Below are 18700 nucleotides of genomic sequence, written 5' to 3'. Positions count from 1 at the left end.
GAAGCTTAGACCAATTCAGCAGCACATTGCCTCTCCATTCATTATATGGATGAAACGTGAGGCATATGAAACTGGAACCAGGCCGCCCGTAATAGAGAACCAATCCGTTACTTTCATTATAAAAAAGGGGTCAGGCCGATTACATTAGACAGATCGTCAACTGATTGAGCACCAGCATAAGACACTTTTCTTGATGCCTTGGCAAAATGGAGCACACTCTGCTAACGTCGATTTCCTTGCAGGAATTCATAGGCAAGAATCGCAAATTCAAGCGCCTGTCGTTTCGGCGCCTGCATCATATCCTCACCGAGCAAGGCATGCAGTTTATCCAGTCTATGATAGAGGGTTTGCCTAACAATATAGAGCTGGCTTGCGGTTTCTTTTTTAGAACCGTTTGTCTGTAAAAAGATATTTAGCGTTTGATAGAGTCTCCCGCTATTTTGATTATCGTATACAATCACGGGCTCTAAATACTCTTTCACCATACATTCAAGCAGACCGCTTTCCTTCATCATAGGCATGAGACGGAGCATATGTAGATCTTGGTAAAATGGACTTTCCACCCGATGAGGCATCACTTTTTTTAAATGCAGCACTTCTTTGGCTGCTTGAAAGCTTTTTCTCATGTGCTGAAATTTTTCACAATATTGCCCGATACCAAAATTGATCTCGGCCCCTCGGGGCTGCTCCCGGTCATACAATTGTTTGATGTCGTTTGCAGCCTTTTCTGCACGCTCTTTCCAGTCCTCTTTCTTTCTCGTGTTTAATAAAATAAACAAGGTTTGTTCTTGATGCTCATATGCAATCAGATGGAAACCCGCACGCTGAAAAATGGAGCGGCAAGAGACAAGAAAGTAAAGATTCCCTGTGATTTTTTCAATTTGATGATGTTTTTGAAAGAGCAAGACTACGCAGCCAGTTGGCTTTTTCACCCCTTCTGTTTCTTCTAGGTGCTCTATAATCTCTTGTTCTGTATGCTCTTCTTGAAACCATTTTTGCAGCCATTCATTTTCTTTTGTCTTCTTCAGCTCTTCTGTATAAAGCTCTCTTAATGTTTGCTGGGCTAGAGCATTGGCTCCTTTATCCATTACAAGCAGTTCGAATTCAGAGAGCGTGTCCGCTTGATGAATGAGCACAAGATCTGCAAATGTTTGTTTGAGCGCAAGCACTTGTTTTTGTGTCACTTCGTATCCTTTTGGCACGGAAGCAAACTGCAAATAATTCATGACCAGTTCTTCGGTTTGTTTGGAAGAATCACATAAAATAATCGGCTCGCCCTGAACAGGGAGGAGTAAAAGTATCCCCCTTACGTGCTGATACACTTGATCCAAAATATCCATCTGCGGATGCGGGGTCAGCAAAAGCTCATTTAGCTTTGATGACAGTGCTTCTAAATCAGCCATCATTTGATACTGACGCTCGATCATCATCGTATGAAGATGTTGCGTGATGTTGACGAACTTCACTTCTTTTGTAAACAGAATAAGCGGAAAATCTCTCTCTTCTGCATAGGTCAGTAATTCTTCGGGCACTTCGAATCTTAGCGGAACAAATTCAATACACAAGCCGGCTGCCCCTGAATCAATCAGCTGTCGTAAAAACGCTTGAAACACATCCAGTTGATCATGGAAGCCTGCGGCTGTCGTTAATATAAGCTCGCCTCCATTTAATAAATCCTCTACATCAGGCACTTCTAACACATGTATCCATTTGACCTGCCGAAACAATCCTTTTTCCCCTGCTAACACTTTTGCATGCGCAAAATGCTTCGTTTTCAACACGTCACTCACTTGGAAATGAACATCTACATTCATTCATATGTCCCCCTTTGTATGCCGCCTATCCCCTATCCCAGAGGGTGCATGGATAAAATCCATAATAAAACTGGTAATGTCACGATACTTAAGATTGTACTGAGAAATGTCGTGCTTGAGACAAACTCAGGCTTCGTTCGAAATTGTACAGCCATCAGCGTGGTATTTGCTGCTGTCGGCATGGCTGCCACTAAGATCATAATTTGTTTCACCATATCATCTACCGGTAAAATAAGCGTAAAGCCAAATGCAATGAGCGGGGAGATAAACAGCTTCAGCAATACAGCATAAGAAATATTGCGATAATCCACTTGCTTAAAAGAAATCACAGCAAGCTGCATACCTAAAATAAGCATAATCGTCGGAATGGCAGCATTCCCCACAAGCTGAATACCCGTCATCAGCTCTTTAGGTAATGAAAGGTCAATCAGCTGAAATAATAGACCGATGAGTGCCCCATAAGCAACTGGCATACGCAGCACTTTTTTCAAGACGACCTTTCCATCTCCCGCATCCTCTCCACCCTTTGCTGCATAATACATGCCGATTGTACTCATGACAAGCTGCTGCAGTACCATCAACACGATCGCAATATCCAAACCTGCTGCTCCGAAGACAAGAAGCACAACAGGCGTTCCATAGTTTCCATTGTTCATAAAAGCTGACGACAAAATCATGGCGCAATACGTTTCATTCGAATACCCATAAATACGAGATAAAATAAAGACACATAAAATAAGTGCAAGACAAAGTCCGACAACAAAAATGGATAAATACACATAGTCCATCGACACTTTGTTTTGATAAAAGGTTTCAAACGCAAGAAATGGTGACATTAAATATAAAGACATTGATGAGAGCGTATGTATGTCAAAACCAATCGCCTTCTGCCCGATATACCCGATCAGGAATATGCCGAACACTGGCAGTAAGACAAGTAAAAACTCCATGCTGCACCTACTTTTCTTTAGTTGAATTCCAGATTCCTTCTGCTCCTCATTATCATACCATTGATAAACAATAAAAAAGAAGCACCCTTATGAAAGGCCGCTTCTCTCCTCATCCATATAAAACACTTCCCACAAATGACCATCAAGATCCTGAAAGCTCCATCCATACATGAACTCATGATCCTGCTTTTCCTTAAACGGTGAACCGCCTGCTGCCATTGCCTGCTCGACAAGCTCATCGACCTCTTCTCGTGAATGAACGCGCATAGAGATGATCACCTCTGATGCTTTTTTTGCATCCACTAATTGTTTCTCTGAAATGGACTGAAAATGCCTAAGAGATAACAGCATGACGGTGATCGTGTCATCAATGACCAAACAGGCCGCCTGATCATTCGTGAACTGCTGCTCAAATTCAAAACCCAGCTGCTCAAAAAAAGCGATAGATTCCTTCACATGATTTACCGGCAAATTGATATACAGATGTTTAGATTGTCGCCCCATGTTCCTCTCCTTTTTGAACACATAATCTCCTTTCAGTATATTCAGCTTTTTCTTCAGCATCCCTTTGGCAATTGAAAAAAATATGTTATCAAAAAGAAGCGCCTCAACGATAGGCGCTTTTCTTCATTATTTCTTATATTCAATATGGTACACGTCTCTTCTTCGGTCTTTCAGCTGACGTACGGTCCCATCTTGCCTTTGTCTTCTTAAAATTTCTAAATCGACATCACCTACGACAACCATCTCAATGTTTGGATTACACTCTCCTACAATCCCATCTCTTGCAAATTCAAAGTCTGATGGGGCAAATATAGCCGATTGTGCATATTGAACATCCATATTTTCGGTTTGTGGAAGGTTGCCAACTGTTCCAGAGATGACGGTATAAATCTGGTTTTCAACCGCTCTCGCCTGTGCACAGTAACGTACTCTTAAATAGCCTTGGCGGTCTTCTGTACAGAACGGAGTGAAAATAATTTTCGCTCCTTTGTCAGCTGCGATCCGTGCAAGTTCAGGAAATTCAATATCGTAGCAAATTTGGATCGCAATTTTGCCGCAATCCGTATCAAATACCCGGACCTGGTCACCAGCTGAAATCCCCCACCATTTTCTTTCATTCGGCGTGATGTGAAGCTTATATTGCTTTTCAATCGTTCCATCACGTCTAAATAAATAGGCAATATTGTAGATTTTCCCTTCTTCTTCTACAAAGTGGGAACCGCCGATGATATTAATGTTATATTTCACAGAAAGGTCTGTGAACAAATTAATGTAGTCCTCGGTATATTCCGTGATCCGCTGCACGGCAAGACTAGGTGACCGCTCTTCTAAATAAGACATGAGCTGCGTCGTGAAAATTTCTGGGAATACCGCAAAGTCAGCTGATGCATCTGATGCAACATCCACATAATACTCGACCTGATTCATAAATTCTTCAAAGGAGTGAATTTGTTTCATCGCATATTGAATCACACAAATTCGAACAGGGAACGCCGATTTAAAATATCTTTTCGATTGCGGGCGATAATCGACATTGTTCCATTCCATTAACGTCGCATATGTGCTGGATGCTTTATCATCAGGCAAGTAATTCGGATTGATCCGCATGAGACTAAATTCATTTAACAGCTGAAAAGATAAAACGGGATCATAGATTTGGTGAAGCATGACCTGCTCAACATACTGGCGAGGCGTCATTTCCTCTTGGTATTTATGATAGTTCGGAATGCGCCCGCCAATGATGATGCTTTTTAAATTTAATCTTCTTGCCAAGTCTTTTCTTGCTTCATACAAGCGATGTCCAATTTTCATTCGTCGGTATTCAGGACTCACCATGACTTCGATTCCGTACATATTCATCCCATCCGGATTATGGTTTGTGATGTACCCATCATCTGTAATGTCCTGCCACGTGTGGCGATCATCGTATTCATCAAAGTTAATTAATAAACTTGAACAAGAGCCAATGATTTCTCCCTCGAATTCAGCACAAAACTGCCCTTCTGGGAAATGCTCAAGGTGGCTTTCAAGATGCTCTCGTTTCCAAGGATCCATGCCTGGAAAGCATACCTCTTGCAAGGCAATGATCCGGTCAATATCCTCTTCCCGGATATTACGGATCTCCATTCTTTTTTCAAACCGCGTTAAGTCTAGTTTTTCTGCCATGATGTATTTGCCCCCTTACTGATCCTCTTTTTCAAGCTGATGGAATAGCTGGAGCAATTCGATTTCAGCCATGGATTCTAATCTGACATCATATTCTTCAAATTGCAGCGTGCTCGTCACTTTGTTTGGGACGATGACACATTTCATACCTGCCCGTTTGGCAGCTACTGATCCATTTACAGAATCCTCAAATGCCACACAATCTTTTGGCTCTACCCCTAAGCAGTGTGCGGTTTGCAAATAGAGCTCTGGATTTGGTTTCACTTCTTCCACATCATCTGACGTGCGGATACATTCAAAATAGTCGAAAAGACCAATCTGCTTCAGGTGATCAGACACCCATTTATAGTCTGAGCTGGAAGCAAGTCCAATCTTGATCCCCAGCTCCTTTGCTGCTTCTAAATAAGCTTCTACACCAGGTCTTGCTGATTCGTCCTTCATTCTTTTTTGAAAACGAGAACGCCGATCTGCTGTGAGTGTCTCATGATCCAGCGTCTTTCCTAGCTGCTTTTCCAAATATTCAAATGGCTTAAAGCCTGCCTGCGTCCCAATGACCTTGCCCCATACGGAAAGAGGCAGATCTGACTCATGCTCCGCAAACATTTCTTGTAAAACCTCATATTCATGTGTTTCTGTATCTAAAATTAATCCGTCAAAATCAAATATAATCGCCTTTACCAACGAGGCCACTCCTTTTTTTTACAAAAGTCTTAAAGATATACTCAATGCTATCATATCGTGAATAAAATTGACTTTCAAAGATGAATGTCTGCTAAAATGATTATGTATAAAAGGAGCCTGCACCGTTTTGTCAGGCTCCTACCCGTGTTCGGTTCATTCTGCAAGAGATCCAAGCGCTCCGATTCGTGGAGAAATAGGCGATGTTGAAAAAGAGCGGGTTTGGTATTACAGATCTTAAAGGTTTCTCCGTTCCCTTAAAAATAGTATGTGCGAGGGCCCTGTAAGTTAACAAGGAAGTTCACACCATCTTTTACGCATTTTGAAGGTGTCGGCTGGCAAAATCGTCGAGATCAAACGGAAAAGAAAAGCCGCAGGCGTTGACCTGCTCACGGTTTCGCTCGAATAGCTCACGATCTCGTTTGGTGAGATGACGTTTCGGTTTTACAATAATGGTATGTAATAGCTGAAGTCCCGATAAAATACGAAAAGCATCATCCATCGTCCCGTTATATACACCATCAATAAAGGTAAGGGAGCGATCTTTTTGACGCATATCCCGCTGCTGTCCATTGACAGCATGAGAAAGAAGATCTTCAACATCCTTTGATATTTCTTCAATTGCCTGCTCTTGCAGGTCTGTAGCAGCTTTCATTAATCTCACGTGACATCTACCTCTCTGTCGTTATTCTTTATTCAGAATAGCACAGAAAAAAAGGCGTTCGCCAAGGTAAGTGTTTCCTATATATACCCATAGAAAGGAACGGATATCATGATCATAAAAGGACACACGCTCTCACTCAAAGTAGACGAGCAGTATCATCACACTTCACTCAGTCATTTTTTAAAGACAGCCGTCTCTGCATCAAAACCGATTATTCACTTTTGGATGGAGCATCAAAAAGTTCGTTTAAATCAAAAGCCTGCCCATCACGCAGCTAAAGTCAGTCAAGGCGATCAGATCATCATTGATTTATTTGAAACAGAAGAAAGTGATGTGACACCGGAATATGGTGAATTAGAGGTACTCTTTGAAGACGAGCATTTATTAATTGTGCAAAAACCTGCCGGCCGGCCAACTCATCCGAATGAACAAGGACAAACAGGCACACTGGCAAATCTTGTGGCATTCCATTTTCAAGCAAATGGTGAAGAAAAGCGGGTAAGACATATCCACAGGCTTGATCAAGACACGAGCGGCACCGTCATTTTTGCAAAGCATAGATTAGCCCATGCGGCTCTTGATCAAATGCTTTCTAAAAAAACAATCAAACGCACATACATCGCCATCGCAGAGGGACTTTTCAAAAAAAAGAAAGGCACCATCGATGCAGCGATCGGCCGTGACAAACACCATGCAGTCAGACGAAGAATCTCCCCTAATGGGCTAAAAGCTGTGACTCATTTTCAGGTCATGGACATGAATAAACGTCTGCAACTGACAGCCGTTAAACTTCAATTAGAAACGGGTAGAACGCATCAAATTCGTGTCCACCTGAGCAGTCTCGGGCATCCACTAGCTGGGGATACATTATATGACGGAGTTCGTGATTACATCAATAGGTGTGCTCTTCACGCCAAGCAAGTAGACATGAAACATCCTTTTACAGGTGAGCATCTGATCATCGAAGCACCTCTACCACCTGATATGGACCAGCTCATGAGTCAAATCATCCATTAACAAAAGAGCCTGCGTAGGAAAGCAGGCTCTTTTTCTTTATTCAGACACTCTTTTTGCATAAATAATATACCGCTCTGGCGCATTGCCGACGAAATGAAAAGGATAGCATGTGGTTAACACCAGCTCTTCCTTTTCATTCTGCAACGTAATGATGGATGTATCATGCTGATCAACAATTTTCGTATGTGTGATTTCATATATAAATTCACCATACGGCACAGTGATTTTCAGTTGATCTCCAATATCCAGTTCGCCTGTCCGGCGAAACACCGTGTCACGATGGCCAGAAAGGACGATTTGTCCATTTTGATCCGGATAATAACTGCCTTTGTAGTGTCCTACTCCCTTTGCAAGGTCATCCGCATCCGTCCCTTCGACAATGGGAAGGTCTGCTTTTAATTTTGGAATCGTCAGGATGCCAGAGGCTCTCCCCATTTCAGGAGCAAACTGCTTCTTGGACATTCCTTGATCGTCCGCCACGACCTTCTTCGCTTCGTCTAATGATTGGGCTGTTTGAAGATGAGTCGATGCGATTTGCCATATCCCCCAGCCGAGCAGCACAACCCCGGCTGTCATTACAGTCAGTGCAAGCCACTTTTTCATGCTTAAACTCCTTTGCCTGTTACATTTCTCTTAGATGATACGCTCTCTTTAGCTTGCTGCTTTTTCCTCTTGTTTTGCTTTTTGAATTCGTCCTTCTTTTTGATACACAATGGAAGCTCCCTCAAAGCTTTTCACAAAATCGACAGTGGCTTCTAAGTCTTCTGGGCCTGTTTCAGGGTTTTGCCCAAGCCTGCCTATTGGTGCATATTTACTGCCAGTTGCTGTTGCCATGAAGTTATTCACAGTGAGTGTATACGCTTGATCGAGAGCTATTGCTGAACCGTCTGGCAGCTTCAAGTCGACTACTTTATATGTTACAGGATCATAGGAATATGAAAAGCCTGAAATGCTATAATCTGGTCCAAATTGTGGAGAAATTTGTGCTTCTATGATCTCTACTAAGTCTTTTCCCTTGATCTCTAGTTTGACTAAAACGTTGCCAAATGGCTGAATATTAAAGAGATCTCCCCACGTTATCGGCCCTTTTTCAAGGTTTTGTCTAATGCCGCCTCCATTCATCATGGCAAAGTCACTTTTCATTGAATATCTCATACCATCCGCAATCAAATTACCGAGCGGCGTGTCTCCATCATTTGAATAGCCGCCTTCCATTTTGACCCCGGCTTCTCCAACAACCTCACTAATAATCGGCTCCACTTCTTTCCCGTAATGAGCCAAGATGTCTGCTGCTTCCTTGTCCTTTTCTATACCAGCTTGATCTACATACTGGATATTCGCACTCTTTTTGACGATATCCTTCGTTTTACGGTCAAGTGTCACATTGACTTCGCCAATCGCCTTTCCATATTCAAAGGCTTGCACAATTAATTTTCCATTGACCTCTCCATTGACCACTTCATGATTATGCCCTGCAAAGATGACGTCAATTTCATCATCACCTTCTTTGGCAAGCTTTGCACTCTCCCCAGTGATCGTATCCCCATTTTGAGAGGCTGTCATATGAGCTAAAACCGCTATGGCTTTAACACCTTTTTGTTTTAATTCCTTCGTGGCTTCATTCACGGCTTTGACTTCATCTGTAAACTGAATGTCTTTAATCCCTTCTGGCATGACCATTCCTGCGGCTGACTTGGTCACAACGCCGATAAATGCGACTGGGATTCCTTCGACATCGATGATTTCATAAGCCGGTAAAAGCGGTTTGCCAGTATCCTTGTATTCACAGTTCGCACAAACGAGCGGAAAGTTCTGTCCGTCATACCCCTTTGTGCCTTTAGGATGATCTCCGCCATTTAAGATACGCAATAGCTCGTCTACCCCTTCATCGAATTCATGGTTGCCGACCGTGCCGACATCAAAGCCAATGTTCTCCATGAGTTCAACGGTTGGTTCATCTTGCAGAAGAGAAGATATTGGAGAGCTCCCGCCAATCATATCTCCAGCATGGACCGTGATCGTATTTTTGTGCGCTGCTTGTTTTTGCTTCATATAGGCCGCGACATAATCCATCCGCCCGTACATGCCTTTATTGCCATCATCTTTTACATCCAGTTCGTATTCTTGATCAATTTTACCGTGTAAATCATTCATACTTAAAATCGTTAATGGTACTTCGCCCGCATCCTTTTCCGGCTGATAACCAGCCTGTTCTGCTTCTTCTTTGGAAGCAAAAAAGATCCGTTTGTCCACATCGATTTCTTTCCATTTGTCAGGGGACACGTATGTTTTGACAGATGAATCACCAACATAGCGTGTCAGTCCTTTTTTCTGTTCACGTGCTCTAAATTCAAATGGCTGTTCCAGCAGAGGGTCCGCTTCGTTCCATATGCCCAGTCCTTTTTCCTTTGCTTCTTTTACTGCTTTTTGAAACGTATGATAGTCCTGTTCATCTCCAACTGGCCAGATGAAATAAGTAGGGGCATATCCTTTTTTCACAAGCTCTAGATTTGTATTTAACCCTTTTTTGGTTTTTACTTGAGCTAAAAGACGTCCATAGTTATCTTTCGCTTCAGGACCAATCTTTAATGTGACTTGGTCACCGCTCGAAAGTAGTGTTTTTAAATAGTCAGTCGCTTGCTGTCCAAAACGCAATTGGTTTTTGTCTAATTCGCTTTTTGGCTGATGATACGTTTCCGGCGTGTCCATATTCACAAAACGCACCTTTGTTGTACCTAAAACGGGCTTCTTTAGATGTATCGTATCTCCATCCACCACACGGTCAACCGTTGCTTTGTATTCTTTCTTCATCTTTGGCGGCTTTGGCTGGCGTTTCAGCAGGTTGATATCATCCTTATGTCTTGGAAGCACCTGCAACGTATCATATCTGCTTAACACCCCTGTAAACTCGTACCATTTTCCTGTCTTTACTTTATCAATCGCATTCGTATCGACCATCACTCTCAGAGTGGTGCTGTGATATTTTTTATCGATGATCACCACATTGTATCCACCGCCAGCCGGCTGCGCTGGTTTTGCCTCTACATAGCCTTTGACCTTTACTAGTCTTCCTTCATGTTTACCTGCTTGTTCCGTTTCTAGCTGCTTCACAGACACTCGCTTCGCCTTTGGCAAGGTTTGGTTCACAGCATCTATCTTCAGACTGCCTTGATCTGGCACAATTTCAATCAGTCCTTTATAAGACGTTATTTTACCAGTTACTGTCACCTTCATCCCTGCTTTTAGTTCCGGGAAGTGATTGGGCTGAGCTGAATAAACATTGATTCCAGCTGATTTGTCTTGAATGTATGTGGACAGTTTCCCATTGCCTACAGCTGATTGATCTGCTGTCACAATTCCGCTCACTGTCACGGTCTCTCCTATGAGCTGACGGGCTTTTTTGATCTGCACAATCTTTTTTTGTTTCCACACCATTTCTTTCTTTTCAGATGCATTGACCTCGCTCCCTGCGGACATACCAGGCAATAAGGATTGCAAACTAAAGATCACCAAAACCAAACAACAAATCATTCGAATAGATAGCATTCGTTTCATTAGACCTCTCCCCTTTGTGCTTCATCTCTCATAGTGTACAAAGTAAATATTGATGTTGAATGGATTTCATGTAAAACTTGTCTTTTTTAACTCATCGGAAAGGTAATAATCACTCGTGTCCCCTCAAAGTTTTTGCTTTCAAAACGAATGGTGCCGCCATGGCTTTCAATGATTTTAATGGTCATCATTAAACCAAGGCCTGTCCCCTTTTCTTTTGTTGTATAAAATGGTTCACCGAGTTTCCCTATTTCGTCCTCTGGTATTCCCTTTCCTTGGTCTTCAAAGATCAACATCATTTGCTGATCTTTCATGAGAGAGGTCACCTTGATGACGCCTGTCACACCATCCATCGCTTCTATTCCGTTTTTAAGGATGTTTAGGAAGACTTGTTTCAGTTCATTCGGAATGCCTTGAATGTTAGGGAGCGACGGAGACAGCTTTTTCTGAATGGACACGCCTTTTAAGACCGCCTGGGATTCAACGACCATGATCACTTCTTCGAGCAGAAGATTGACATGTACCGGTTCAAATTTCACCGATTTGCTTCTCGAAAGAACGAGGAATTCATTAATAATCGACTCGAGCCGATTAAACTCTGACATCATCACATCTGCATAATCTTTCTGATACTTTTTACTTTGAATCATCAGCTGTAAAAACCCTTTTAATGAGGTCAGCGGGTTCCGTATCTCATGAGCGATGCCTGCTGCAAGCTGCCCTACTGCTGACAGCATCTCTGATTTCATCAGCATCTTCTCTGACTGCTTTTGATTGGTGATATCCTCTGAAATCCGCATGACGGTTGACTGCATTTTGTCAGGGTCATCAATTCGGTGTAAAGAGACTCTCTCCCATCGTTCACGTCCAGATAAATCTTGAAAGTATAGTTCACCTGTCCAGCTGCCCTCTCTTAAACAAACCTTCCATTGTTTCTCTAAATCATCACATTGACATAGCGAATGATAGACAGAAAAAATATCTTTGCCGATCAGGTCATATTCATGCTGCTGGACAAACTGACAGAAACGCTGATTCACGCATTGGATGACACCTTCCTCAGTTGCCACAACAATATGAATATGGCTGTTATCAAGTGCCGTCACCGCTAGATGAAGCGACTGCTTGATTTTCGTTACTTCAGTCATTTTAATCCAGGTCATCACTGCTCCTTCACGTTCTTCATCGTAGATGGGTGTGATGTGAACGGTGAATTGCTCGCCTTCGTTCGTTTCAATTTCACGTTCGATCGCGCGCCTATCCGATATGACGGATTGGATATCATGATAGAGCGTTTCCTGCGTAAGCTTTTTAGCCATCGACTGAAAGGATTGCTGATGTCTGATTTTCGCAGAAGTAAATAAAGAGGCAGCTGTAGGAGTGTAATAGCGTATATTCATGTCCCTGTCCACAAACAGCGTTGCAAGCTCCGGCTTGACAGAGGGTTTGTACAGTTCTTCTCTTGTCACCCTCAAGTTGTTTATGATATTTATATAATGTTCATGTTTTTTCTCAAACTCCTCTAATTGCGTGTGTTTTGCTTTTAATTGAGCCCTTGCCTCCTGCTCCTTTTGTTTGACTTCATTGAGTTCATTTTCCAAATCGACAATACGCTGTTGATAGACTGAATTCTGATCTGACATCCCTATGTCCCTGCCGTTCTTTTGATTTTTTCCTCTCTCATTCATTCGAATGAGAATGACGTAAACTCCCTTAAAACGGCGGTCAAAACTTTTCACGGTAAAATCTGCATATTGCTTGCTGCCTTTTTCCGAAATGAGAACATGTTGAAACACAACCTCTGTCTCGTCTGTCCAAACCTTTTGAAAGGTTTGACTGAGCATCTCTTTCATATAATCTGGTGTCACATATTCACATGATTGATCTGACACTTCTGTATGATCTAAAAAAGAATACGCACCCTTTGATACTGCCAGGATTTTGTCACTATCGTTGATGACCATACATGCATCATAATCCTTGCTTACTTCTTGCATATATTGTTCGGCTCGCGCTTTCAACTCGATATCACGAGCGTCTGGTGTCCAAGGGACATGTGGTTTTGAAACGTTTGAATGGGTGTAAATGTTCCATTTTTCATTGAACAAATGAAACAAACGAGGGATATTGGGTACAGTTTCATTTGGCCCTAATATCAACATCCCTTGATCTTTTAAAGCATATTGGAATCGGGACAATACTCGTTTTTGCACTTCAGGCTGGAAGTACATCAGAACATTTCGGCAACTGATAAAATCGAGGTGGATAAAAGGTGAATCGATCAATAAATTGTGAGGTGCAAAGACAATATGTTTTCTAAGCGACTGCTTCACAATAAAAGCGTCACCTTTCCTTTCGAAATATCGCGCCCGCCATTTTTCCGGCATCCTTGCCATAGACTCTACTGAGTAAAGACCTTTACTAGCTGTTTGAATGGCTTTCCGGTTGATATCTGTTGCAAATACTTGAAGTTCAATGGTCACTTGTCTTCGCTTCATTTCTTCTAAAAATAAGATCGTAAAAGAATACGCTTCCTCTCCTGTCGAACATCCTGCAATCCAAATACGGCATCGAGATTTCCCGTTTTTCACCGCATTTTCAATGATCGACGGAATGATCTGATGTTCACATACATGAAAAGCCTCCATATCTCTAAAAAAAGATGTCATGCCGCTTAGAAGCTGAGCGTGCAGAAGGTCAAGCTCATCTGGTTCTCTTTCTAATAAGTAGTCGTACTCTGCTAACAATGAAATCCGTTTTTTTGCAACATTCATTCGTTTTTGAATGACAGATAGCAGCCTTTTCTTTTGATAGGTTGAAAAAGCAATGCCTTTATACATTTCAAGACGTTCAATAATTCTCAGTAAAACAGGATCTGCCTCATCGAGATGCGGGACGTTGATGATATTTGCGATATATGCCGCAAGGGTTGAAGGGTCTTTGAATGTTTGTTGATACAAAGTGTCAAAACCACTTTCTTCCTCACTGCACGATAAAACTGTACCGCCCTGCTCAACCAACTGAAGCAAGCCACTTCCCACGCAATGACCTTTTTGAAAGAAAATCGCATATGCCTCCTCCTTTTGAACGCTGGCAAGAGACTGAAAAAGCAAGTCCACAGAGCAAGCCATGCACGCCGGCAGCTGCTCTGATAGGTGCAGCCGCTGATCTTCTGTTAACGTCACTACCGCATGCTGTGGACAAAAATAAATCGTCTTCTTCATGACTTTCTCACCATGTTTAATCGTTTTTGCCCGGTAGCCAATCGGTAAAACAAGTGCTTCCAAATCAGTTATACAATCGCCTGTCACATGATTTTGTACAACAATAAAAGAGGCATTTAGTTCATGTGGAAATGATTGAAAAAAAGCCTCAAGATGATGCTGTTCAAACGGCGAAACACCGATGCCAATCACTGGTGCCTGCACATGTTCGTCTTCTATCAAACGATTAATGATTTTGTCCTGCATCTGGTACCCCCATGTTCATTCGTCTGATACTTTTTTTCGACAAAAAGGAAGAAAACCCTCTAATTGTAAATAATGTTTTTTGCATGAAAGAAGGAAAACTTCCTCACATTAAAACAGAATGTATAAACAATAGGAGGAATCTCTATGCAAAACGATCAGCAGACAAACGTTCAAGGAAATGTCCAGCAGCCCCAATTCAATCATGGCGGCCATGAGTTATTTGATTTACATGAAGTATTAGCAGGGACCATTAATATTTTGGATCAATACATGATCTTTCGCCAATTCATCCAAGATCCCGCATTATCCGACATTTTAGATCGACAATATCAATTTGTATTGTCACAGTATAATGTCACGGTAGATTGTTTTTCTACTGGTCAAAAGCCTAGTGAAGAAACATCTACGTATATGATGAAAGAACAAACAGAGGTGACATACGGAATAAAACCATCTCAGCCTAAGAAGCCAAATCAATCGTTACAGGATGTAAAGGACTCGGGAATTACAGGGCATATGCTAGGTCTCGTGAAATCACATGCTGGATTACTTTCAATGACTGCACTAGAGGTAACAAACCCTGTGGTGCGACGTGTGCTTGCAGCGCAAATTCCGAACTTTATTGAAATGGCGTATGAAATTTTCTTATATCAAAATAAACATAGCTATTATCAAGTTCCGCAGCTTACAGCTCAAGATATGCAGGCGATGACGTCTACATTTGCCCCAATGAAGGGCCAAGTTCAAATGCCGCCAAACAAAGCCAATCAGCAAAAACCGCTTCATTAAACAAAAAACGGCCGACCTATATCCTCAGGTCAGCCGTTTTTTCTTTGATAACTCAGTTTAAATTGCTCTTCAAAATCTGCCAAACGTTGTCCTGTCGCTTGTTCAAAACCTCTATCAAAACGGCCAGTCTTCGCCGTTTCCTCCATAATCTCATGTATGACGCCTCGTCCATAAAGCTGCACGAGCTCATAAATCATATAGTAGCTTTGCACATAAACATCTGTCTCATACGTCATCCGGGAGTCCTGCCAATCTTGATCGGAATGAAGAGATTGAAAGGGAATGACGTCGAACCGTTCAGACGTGGCATTTAACACGTCATAGGCCGTCCATTCTGCTGTTCCCTCATGGAACCAAAGGGGAAAGATCACCGGAGACACTTCGTAAGAATGAACTTTTTCATAGAAAACAAAGTGAGCATATTCATGAATCAATAACGTGTTGAAAAAGTATAAAGGGAGTGTCTCTTTCTTCAATAATGCTTCCCGCTTATCTGGATATAACCCTATCATTTGATCATGATCGGAGTAAAAACCTGTAATATGCTTAATTCCTGCAAATTGCTCGATTGTCTCTTTATCATCAAAATAAATAATGTCTAAAGGTTTGTCAGTTTCAAAATGAAATACTGACGCTGTCCTCTTCTTTGCCTGATCCATGGCCTCAATTGTTAAATCAACAAAAGCGTCCTCTTCCTCTGCATAGTATATTCTAATATGTTCATAGACTTGCTTATTGAGTCCCTCCGTTAAAATCGTTTTAGGAGAAGACTGCTGCTCTAAATATTGTCCTGTCAGCTGAAACGCAACATAAATCAAGTATGCGGTGAAAGCATAAAAAATGAGACCTGCTGCTATCATTCCGCCTACAAGCTTTTTATGAATCAATGACGGCTTGGCTTTCATTTGCTCCCCACCTGAATTCATCCTGCAGCCTCTTTCTCTTTCTATGAAGAAACAAAGATCAACAAGAGGTGATATATTTTTTACTTTATGCAGTCAGGTGCGCAAGGTGCGGTTCCAAACAAAAAAGCCGCATATGACATACGGCTTTTGTCGTAGTTATTTTGATTCAGGGAAGACACGTCTGACCGTTTCAGTAAATTCATCGAAAAATCCTGAGATGGGCTCTCCGCTTCTAATACGTTTTCCGTACCCTTCCATACGATCGACAAAGTCTGGATTCGCAGATACATACACATTGTCAATTTGTTGATCCGTTGATTTGACTTTATCAGAAATTTTCTTTTTCAAATCTTCTGTTACATTACCGCTTTTATCGCCTTCAAGCATAACGGCAACAAATGCATTCTTTCCTGTAACAAGTACGTTCGCTGTTTTTACTTCAGACATGTTGGCTACTAGCTCTGACGCTTTATCTGCCACTTTGACCTTCTGAGGTGTTTGAACATCTGGCTGATCCTGCCTCATGTTGTCATTCTTATATGTGACATTTTCATACTGTCGTTTCATTGTTCCTCTTCGCTCATCGCCCTGGTTGTTCATACCACATCCAGTGGTGATCAATGCTGGAACGAGTAGTAAAGATAGCATCCATTTCTTATTCATCATTTATTCCCTCCTTTTGCTCTTAGGTTTTTCATCCAGTCGGCTTTTTATGCATACATCCTCTCTTTCAGCGAATTGAATTCATAATTCAGCTTTGTTTGGTCATCCTAAACATGATGAAGAAGAATCATCACGATCAAATGGAGGGATTCGTTTGTTTAAAAAAAGAAAAGGCATGAGCACTGGCGCAATGATCGCAGCATCTACAGCCATCATTGCATTATTTTCCCCAGTTTTACGAAGAAGACTGAAAAGCATGACGCAAATGAATATGTCTTCAATGATGAAGGGAAAAGATCAACAGCACCATGAATCGTCTCGACAAGAGTCACACGCACAGAAAGAATCAAAGAGCACTGCGGAAATCGGACAAATGATGAAGCAGGCATTCACTGCTGTACAGCCAAATCATACGAATCAGCACCAATCGACATCAAGAAACCATCAGCCAAGAGAATCTTATGCACAGTCTCTTCATATTGATGAAAGTGTCATGAATGTGATGGATGATGAATCAATCCAGCAAGTGATCAATGACATCGAGCACAAATAAGAAAACAGGAGCCTTTATGAATAGAGGCTCCTGTTTATTCTCCTGAAAAATGTTCTTTCATCATCACAGAGAAGAAAGGTAAAAAGGTGATTTCAACTGTTGTGATAAAATCGCCATAAGCTTCCACTATGATTAAAAGCTCTTTTTCGTATTGCTCGTCTTGATTCTCAAATCGAAATGTCAGGCTTTGATATTCAATAGGCATCCCTTTCTCGAACCTTTCATCTGGCTCCGTTTCAAAAAAAGAAAGCCAGTCCGTTTCATCTGGGAAGCGTTTTCCTCGCATATGTTTCGATCCCCTTATAAGTGAAATTTTTATTAATTATCCTTTTTCCCCTTTTCTTTTGCAACAAATTTTAGTAATTTTAAAAAGGTGATTTAATTTTGCTAAGAGACCTCTTTATTAATTTAACAATTCTTGTCACTTTTCATTATCTATTTCTGCTTGTGTTTAAAGAGAATTTTCTTAAGAAAGAAGATACCCTGCTCAGACAACTATTCAAAGGCATTCTTTCTGGGTTACTCGGTGTCCTCTTAATGTTCTTCTCTATCAAAGCAGGACCAGCCATCATCGATTTAAGACATATCCCCCTTATTTTAACGGCCTTTTATGGAGGCATCGCCCAAACCATCATTGCAGCCTGTGTTGTAATCATTGGTCGATTATTAATCGAAGCCAACGTCGCTTCTTTCATCAATATTTTTTCCATGATGATCATCGCAACAGCTTCTTTTTTAATTGCTGAGCGCCATATGAATCAAGTTATGAAAATGCTTTTGTCCATTACGTTAGGTAATGTCATTGCCACAAGCCTGTTTATCATGATCGTGCATGAGACATCATTTGAACTGCATTTTGCTTATTGGATGTTCTCATATGTTGCAGGACTGTTTAACTTTTACGTCATTGAGCATCAAACAAAAGCATATCAGCTGTTAAATTTGTATAAATTCCAAGCTCATTATGACTTTTTAACAGGTGTTTTAAATAAGCGGAAGTTCGATGAGGTCTTAAATGATGCTTTTTCGATGAAATTTAAGCAGCCTATCCATCAAATATCCCTTATTTACTTAGACATCGATTACTTCAAATCCATCAATGACCAATATGGACATCATGAGGGAGATATGGTTTTAAAAGAAATCGGAAAAAGGCTGATGAAAAACACAAGAAGCTCAGATTATATTGGCCGAATTGGCGGTGAGGAATTTGCCGTCCTTCTACCCAATTGTACAGTTGAAAAAACATGGCAGATTGCAGAACGCTTACGAAGAAAAATAGCAGATCAGCCGATTTATTTACAAAATGGCATGTCCATTCATATTACAGTATCACTTGGGTGTGCGTATTTCCCCGGGACAAGTCCAAATATCAAGCAATTACCGATTATAGCTGACCAAGAGCTCTATAAAGCGAAGCAGTCTGGCCGAAATCAAGTGAGCTTCTCAGGGAGAAAAAGAGGCCAATGAACATAG

Annotated in this window: 16 protein-coding genes; 4 read left to right on the top strand and 12 right to left on the bottom strand. The window is 41.5% G+C overall.

Annotated elements, in window-relative coordinates; translation table 11 throughout:
* Nucleotides 1-221: 221 nt before the first annotated feature.
* The 6 genes from MHH41_RS04660 to MHH41_RS04635 all read right to left on the bottom strand — a co-directional run bounded on the left by MHH41_RS04660 (nucleotide 222) and on the right by MHH41_RS04635 (nucleotide 6275).
* Nucleotides 222-1814 carry a PucR family transcriptional regulator gene (locus MHH41_RS04660; protein WP_003212045.1) on the bottom strand — a complete coding sequence of 531 codons (1593 nt, stop codon included), beginning with the start codon at nucleotides 1812-1814 and terminating at the stop codon, nucleotides 222-224.
* A gap of 32 nt (nucleotides 1815-1846) precedes the next feature.
* Nucleotides 1847-2764: an AEC family transporter gene (locus MHH41_RS04655; protein ID WP_003212117.1), complete on the bottom strand. Its 918-nt coding sequence runs from the start codon at nucleotides 2762-2764 to the stop codon at nucleotides 1847-1849.
* A gap of 87 nt (nucleotides 2765-2851) precedes the next feature.
* A complete protein-coding gene (locus MHH41_RS04650; protein ID WP_050945474.1) occupies nucleotides 2852-3268 on the bottom strand; it encodes a VOC family protein in 417 nt (138 codons plus the stop codon).
* Nucleotides 3269-3394: 126 nt separating this feature from the next.
* Nucleotides 3395-4933 (bottom strand): bifunctional GNAT family N-acetyltransferase/carbon-nitrogen hydrolase family protein, encoded by a 1539-nt coding sequence (locus MHH41_RS04645; protein WP_106032291.1) that lies wholly within the window; start codon nucleotides 4931-4933, stop codon nucleotides 3395-3397.
* A gap of 15 nt (nucleotides 4934-4948) precedes the next feature.
* The gene (locus MHH41_RS04640; protein WP_050945434.1) at nucleotides 4949-5614 is read right to left on the bottom strand and encodes an HAD family hydrolase; all 666 of its coding nucleotides are present in this window, start codon (nucleotides 5612-5614) and stop codon (nucleotides 4949-4951) included.
* Between the two features lie 310 nt (nucleotides 5615-5924).
* A complete protein-coding gene (locus tag MHH41_RS04635; protein ID WP_003212251.1) occupies nucleotides 5925-6275 on the bottom strand; it encodes a DUF5365 family protein in 351 nt (116 codons plus the stop codon).
* 108 nt (nucleotides 6276-6383) lie between these two features.
* Here MHH41_RS04635 and MHH41_RS04630 point away from each other — a divergent pair, with 108 nt between their 5' ends.
* Complete coding sequence (locus MHH41_RS04630) at nucleotides 6384-7292, top strand: RluA family pseudouridine synthase (protein WP_137054859.1); 909 nt, start codon at nucleotides 6384-6386, stop codon at nucleotides 7290-7292.
* 36 nt (nucleotides 7293-7328) lie between these two features.
* Here the strand turns inward: MHH41_RS04630 and MHH41_RS04625 are convergent, their stop codons facing one another.
* From MHH41_RS04625 to MHH41_RS04615, 3 genes are all read right to left on the bottom strand, one after another.
* Entirely contained in the window at nucleotides 7329-7895 is a 567-nt protein-coding gene (locus MHH41_RS04625) for a class D sortase (RefSeq protein WP_309216301.1), read from the bottom strand.
* A 48-nt stretch (nucleotides 7896-7943) separates the two neighbouring features.
* On the bottom strand, nucleotides 7944-10847 hold the full coding sequence (locus MHH41_RS04620; RefSeq protein ID WP_340865785.1) for a 5'-nucleotidase C-terminal domain-containing protein: 2904 nt from the start codon (nucleotides 10845-10847) through the stop codon (nucleotides 7944-7946).
* 86 nt (nucleotides 10848-10933) lie between these two features.
* A complete protein-coding gene (locus MHH41_RS04615) occupies nucleotides 10934-14314 on the bottom strand; it encodes a CheR family methyltransferase (protein ID WP_050945438.1) in 3381 nt (1126 codons plus the stop codon).
* A gap of 144 nt (nucleotides 14315-14458) precedes the next feature.
* Between MHH41_RS04615 and MHH41_RS04610 the strand changes: the two genes are divergently transcribed.
* On the top strand, nucleotides 14459-15103 hold the full coding sequence (locus MHH41_RS04610) for a spore coat protein (protein ID WP_106032286.1): 645 nt from the start codon (nucleotides 14459-14461) through the stop codon (nucleotides 15101-15103).
* Between the two features lie 29 nt (nucleotides 15104-15132).
* On the opposite strand, the gene MHH41_RS04605 is transcribed toward MHH41_RS04610, so the two are convergent.
* A complete protein-coding gene (locus tag MHH41_RS04605) occupies nucleotides 15133-16008 on the bottom strand; it encodes a hypothetical protein (protein WP_137054882.1) in 876 nt (291 codons plus the stop codon).
* A 156-nt stretch (nucleotides 16009-16164) separates the two neighbouring features.
* Nucleotides 16165-16674 (bottom strand): YhcN/YlaJ family sporulation lipoprotein, encoded by a 510-nt coding sequence (locus tag MHH41_RS04600; RefSeq protein WP_003211812.1) that lies wholly within the window; start codon nucleotides 16672-16674, stop codon nucleotides 16165-16167.
* A gap of 151 nt (nucleotides 16675-16825) precedes the next feature.
* Between MHH41_RS04600 and MHH41_RS04595 the strand changes: the two genes are divergently transcribed.
* A complete protein-coding gene (locus tag MHH41_RS04595; protein ID WP_340865784.1) occupies nucleotides 16826-17224 on the top strand; it encodes a spore coat protein in 399 nt (132 codons plus the stop codon).
* A gap of 34 nt (nucleotides 17225-17258) precedes the next feature.
* Here the strand turns inward: MHH41_RS04595 and MHH41_RS04590 are convergent, their stop codons facing one another.
* Nucleotides 17259-17510, bottom strand: coding sequence for a hypothetical protein (locus tag MHH41_RS04590; protein ID WP_339161617.1), 252 nt, complete (start codon nucleotides 17508-17510; stop codon nucleotides 17259-17261).
* A 98-nt stretch (nucleotides 17511-17608) separates the two neighbouring features.
* Here MHH41_RS04590 and MHH41_RS04585 point away from each other — a divergent pair, with 98 nt between their 5' ends.
* Entirely contained in the window at nucleotides 17609-18694 is a 1086-nt protein-coding gene (locus tag MHH41_RS04585) for a GGDEF domain-containing protein (RefSeq protein ID WP_003211754.1), read from the top strand.
* Nucleotides 18695-18700 lie beyond the last annotated feature (6 nt).

Source organism: Bacillus sp. FSL K6-1145, from assembly GCF_038003425.1.
Lineage (GTDB): Bacteria > Bacillota > Bacilli > Bacillales > Bacillaceae > Bacillus > Bacillus pumilus.
The sequence above is the reverse complement of the archived record's forward strand: the minus strand, read 5'-3'. Positions and strand labels throughout refer to the sequence as shown.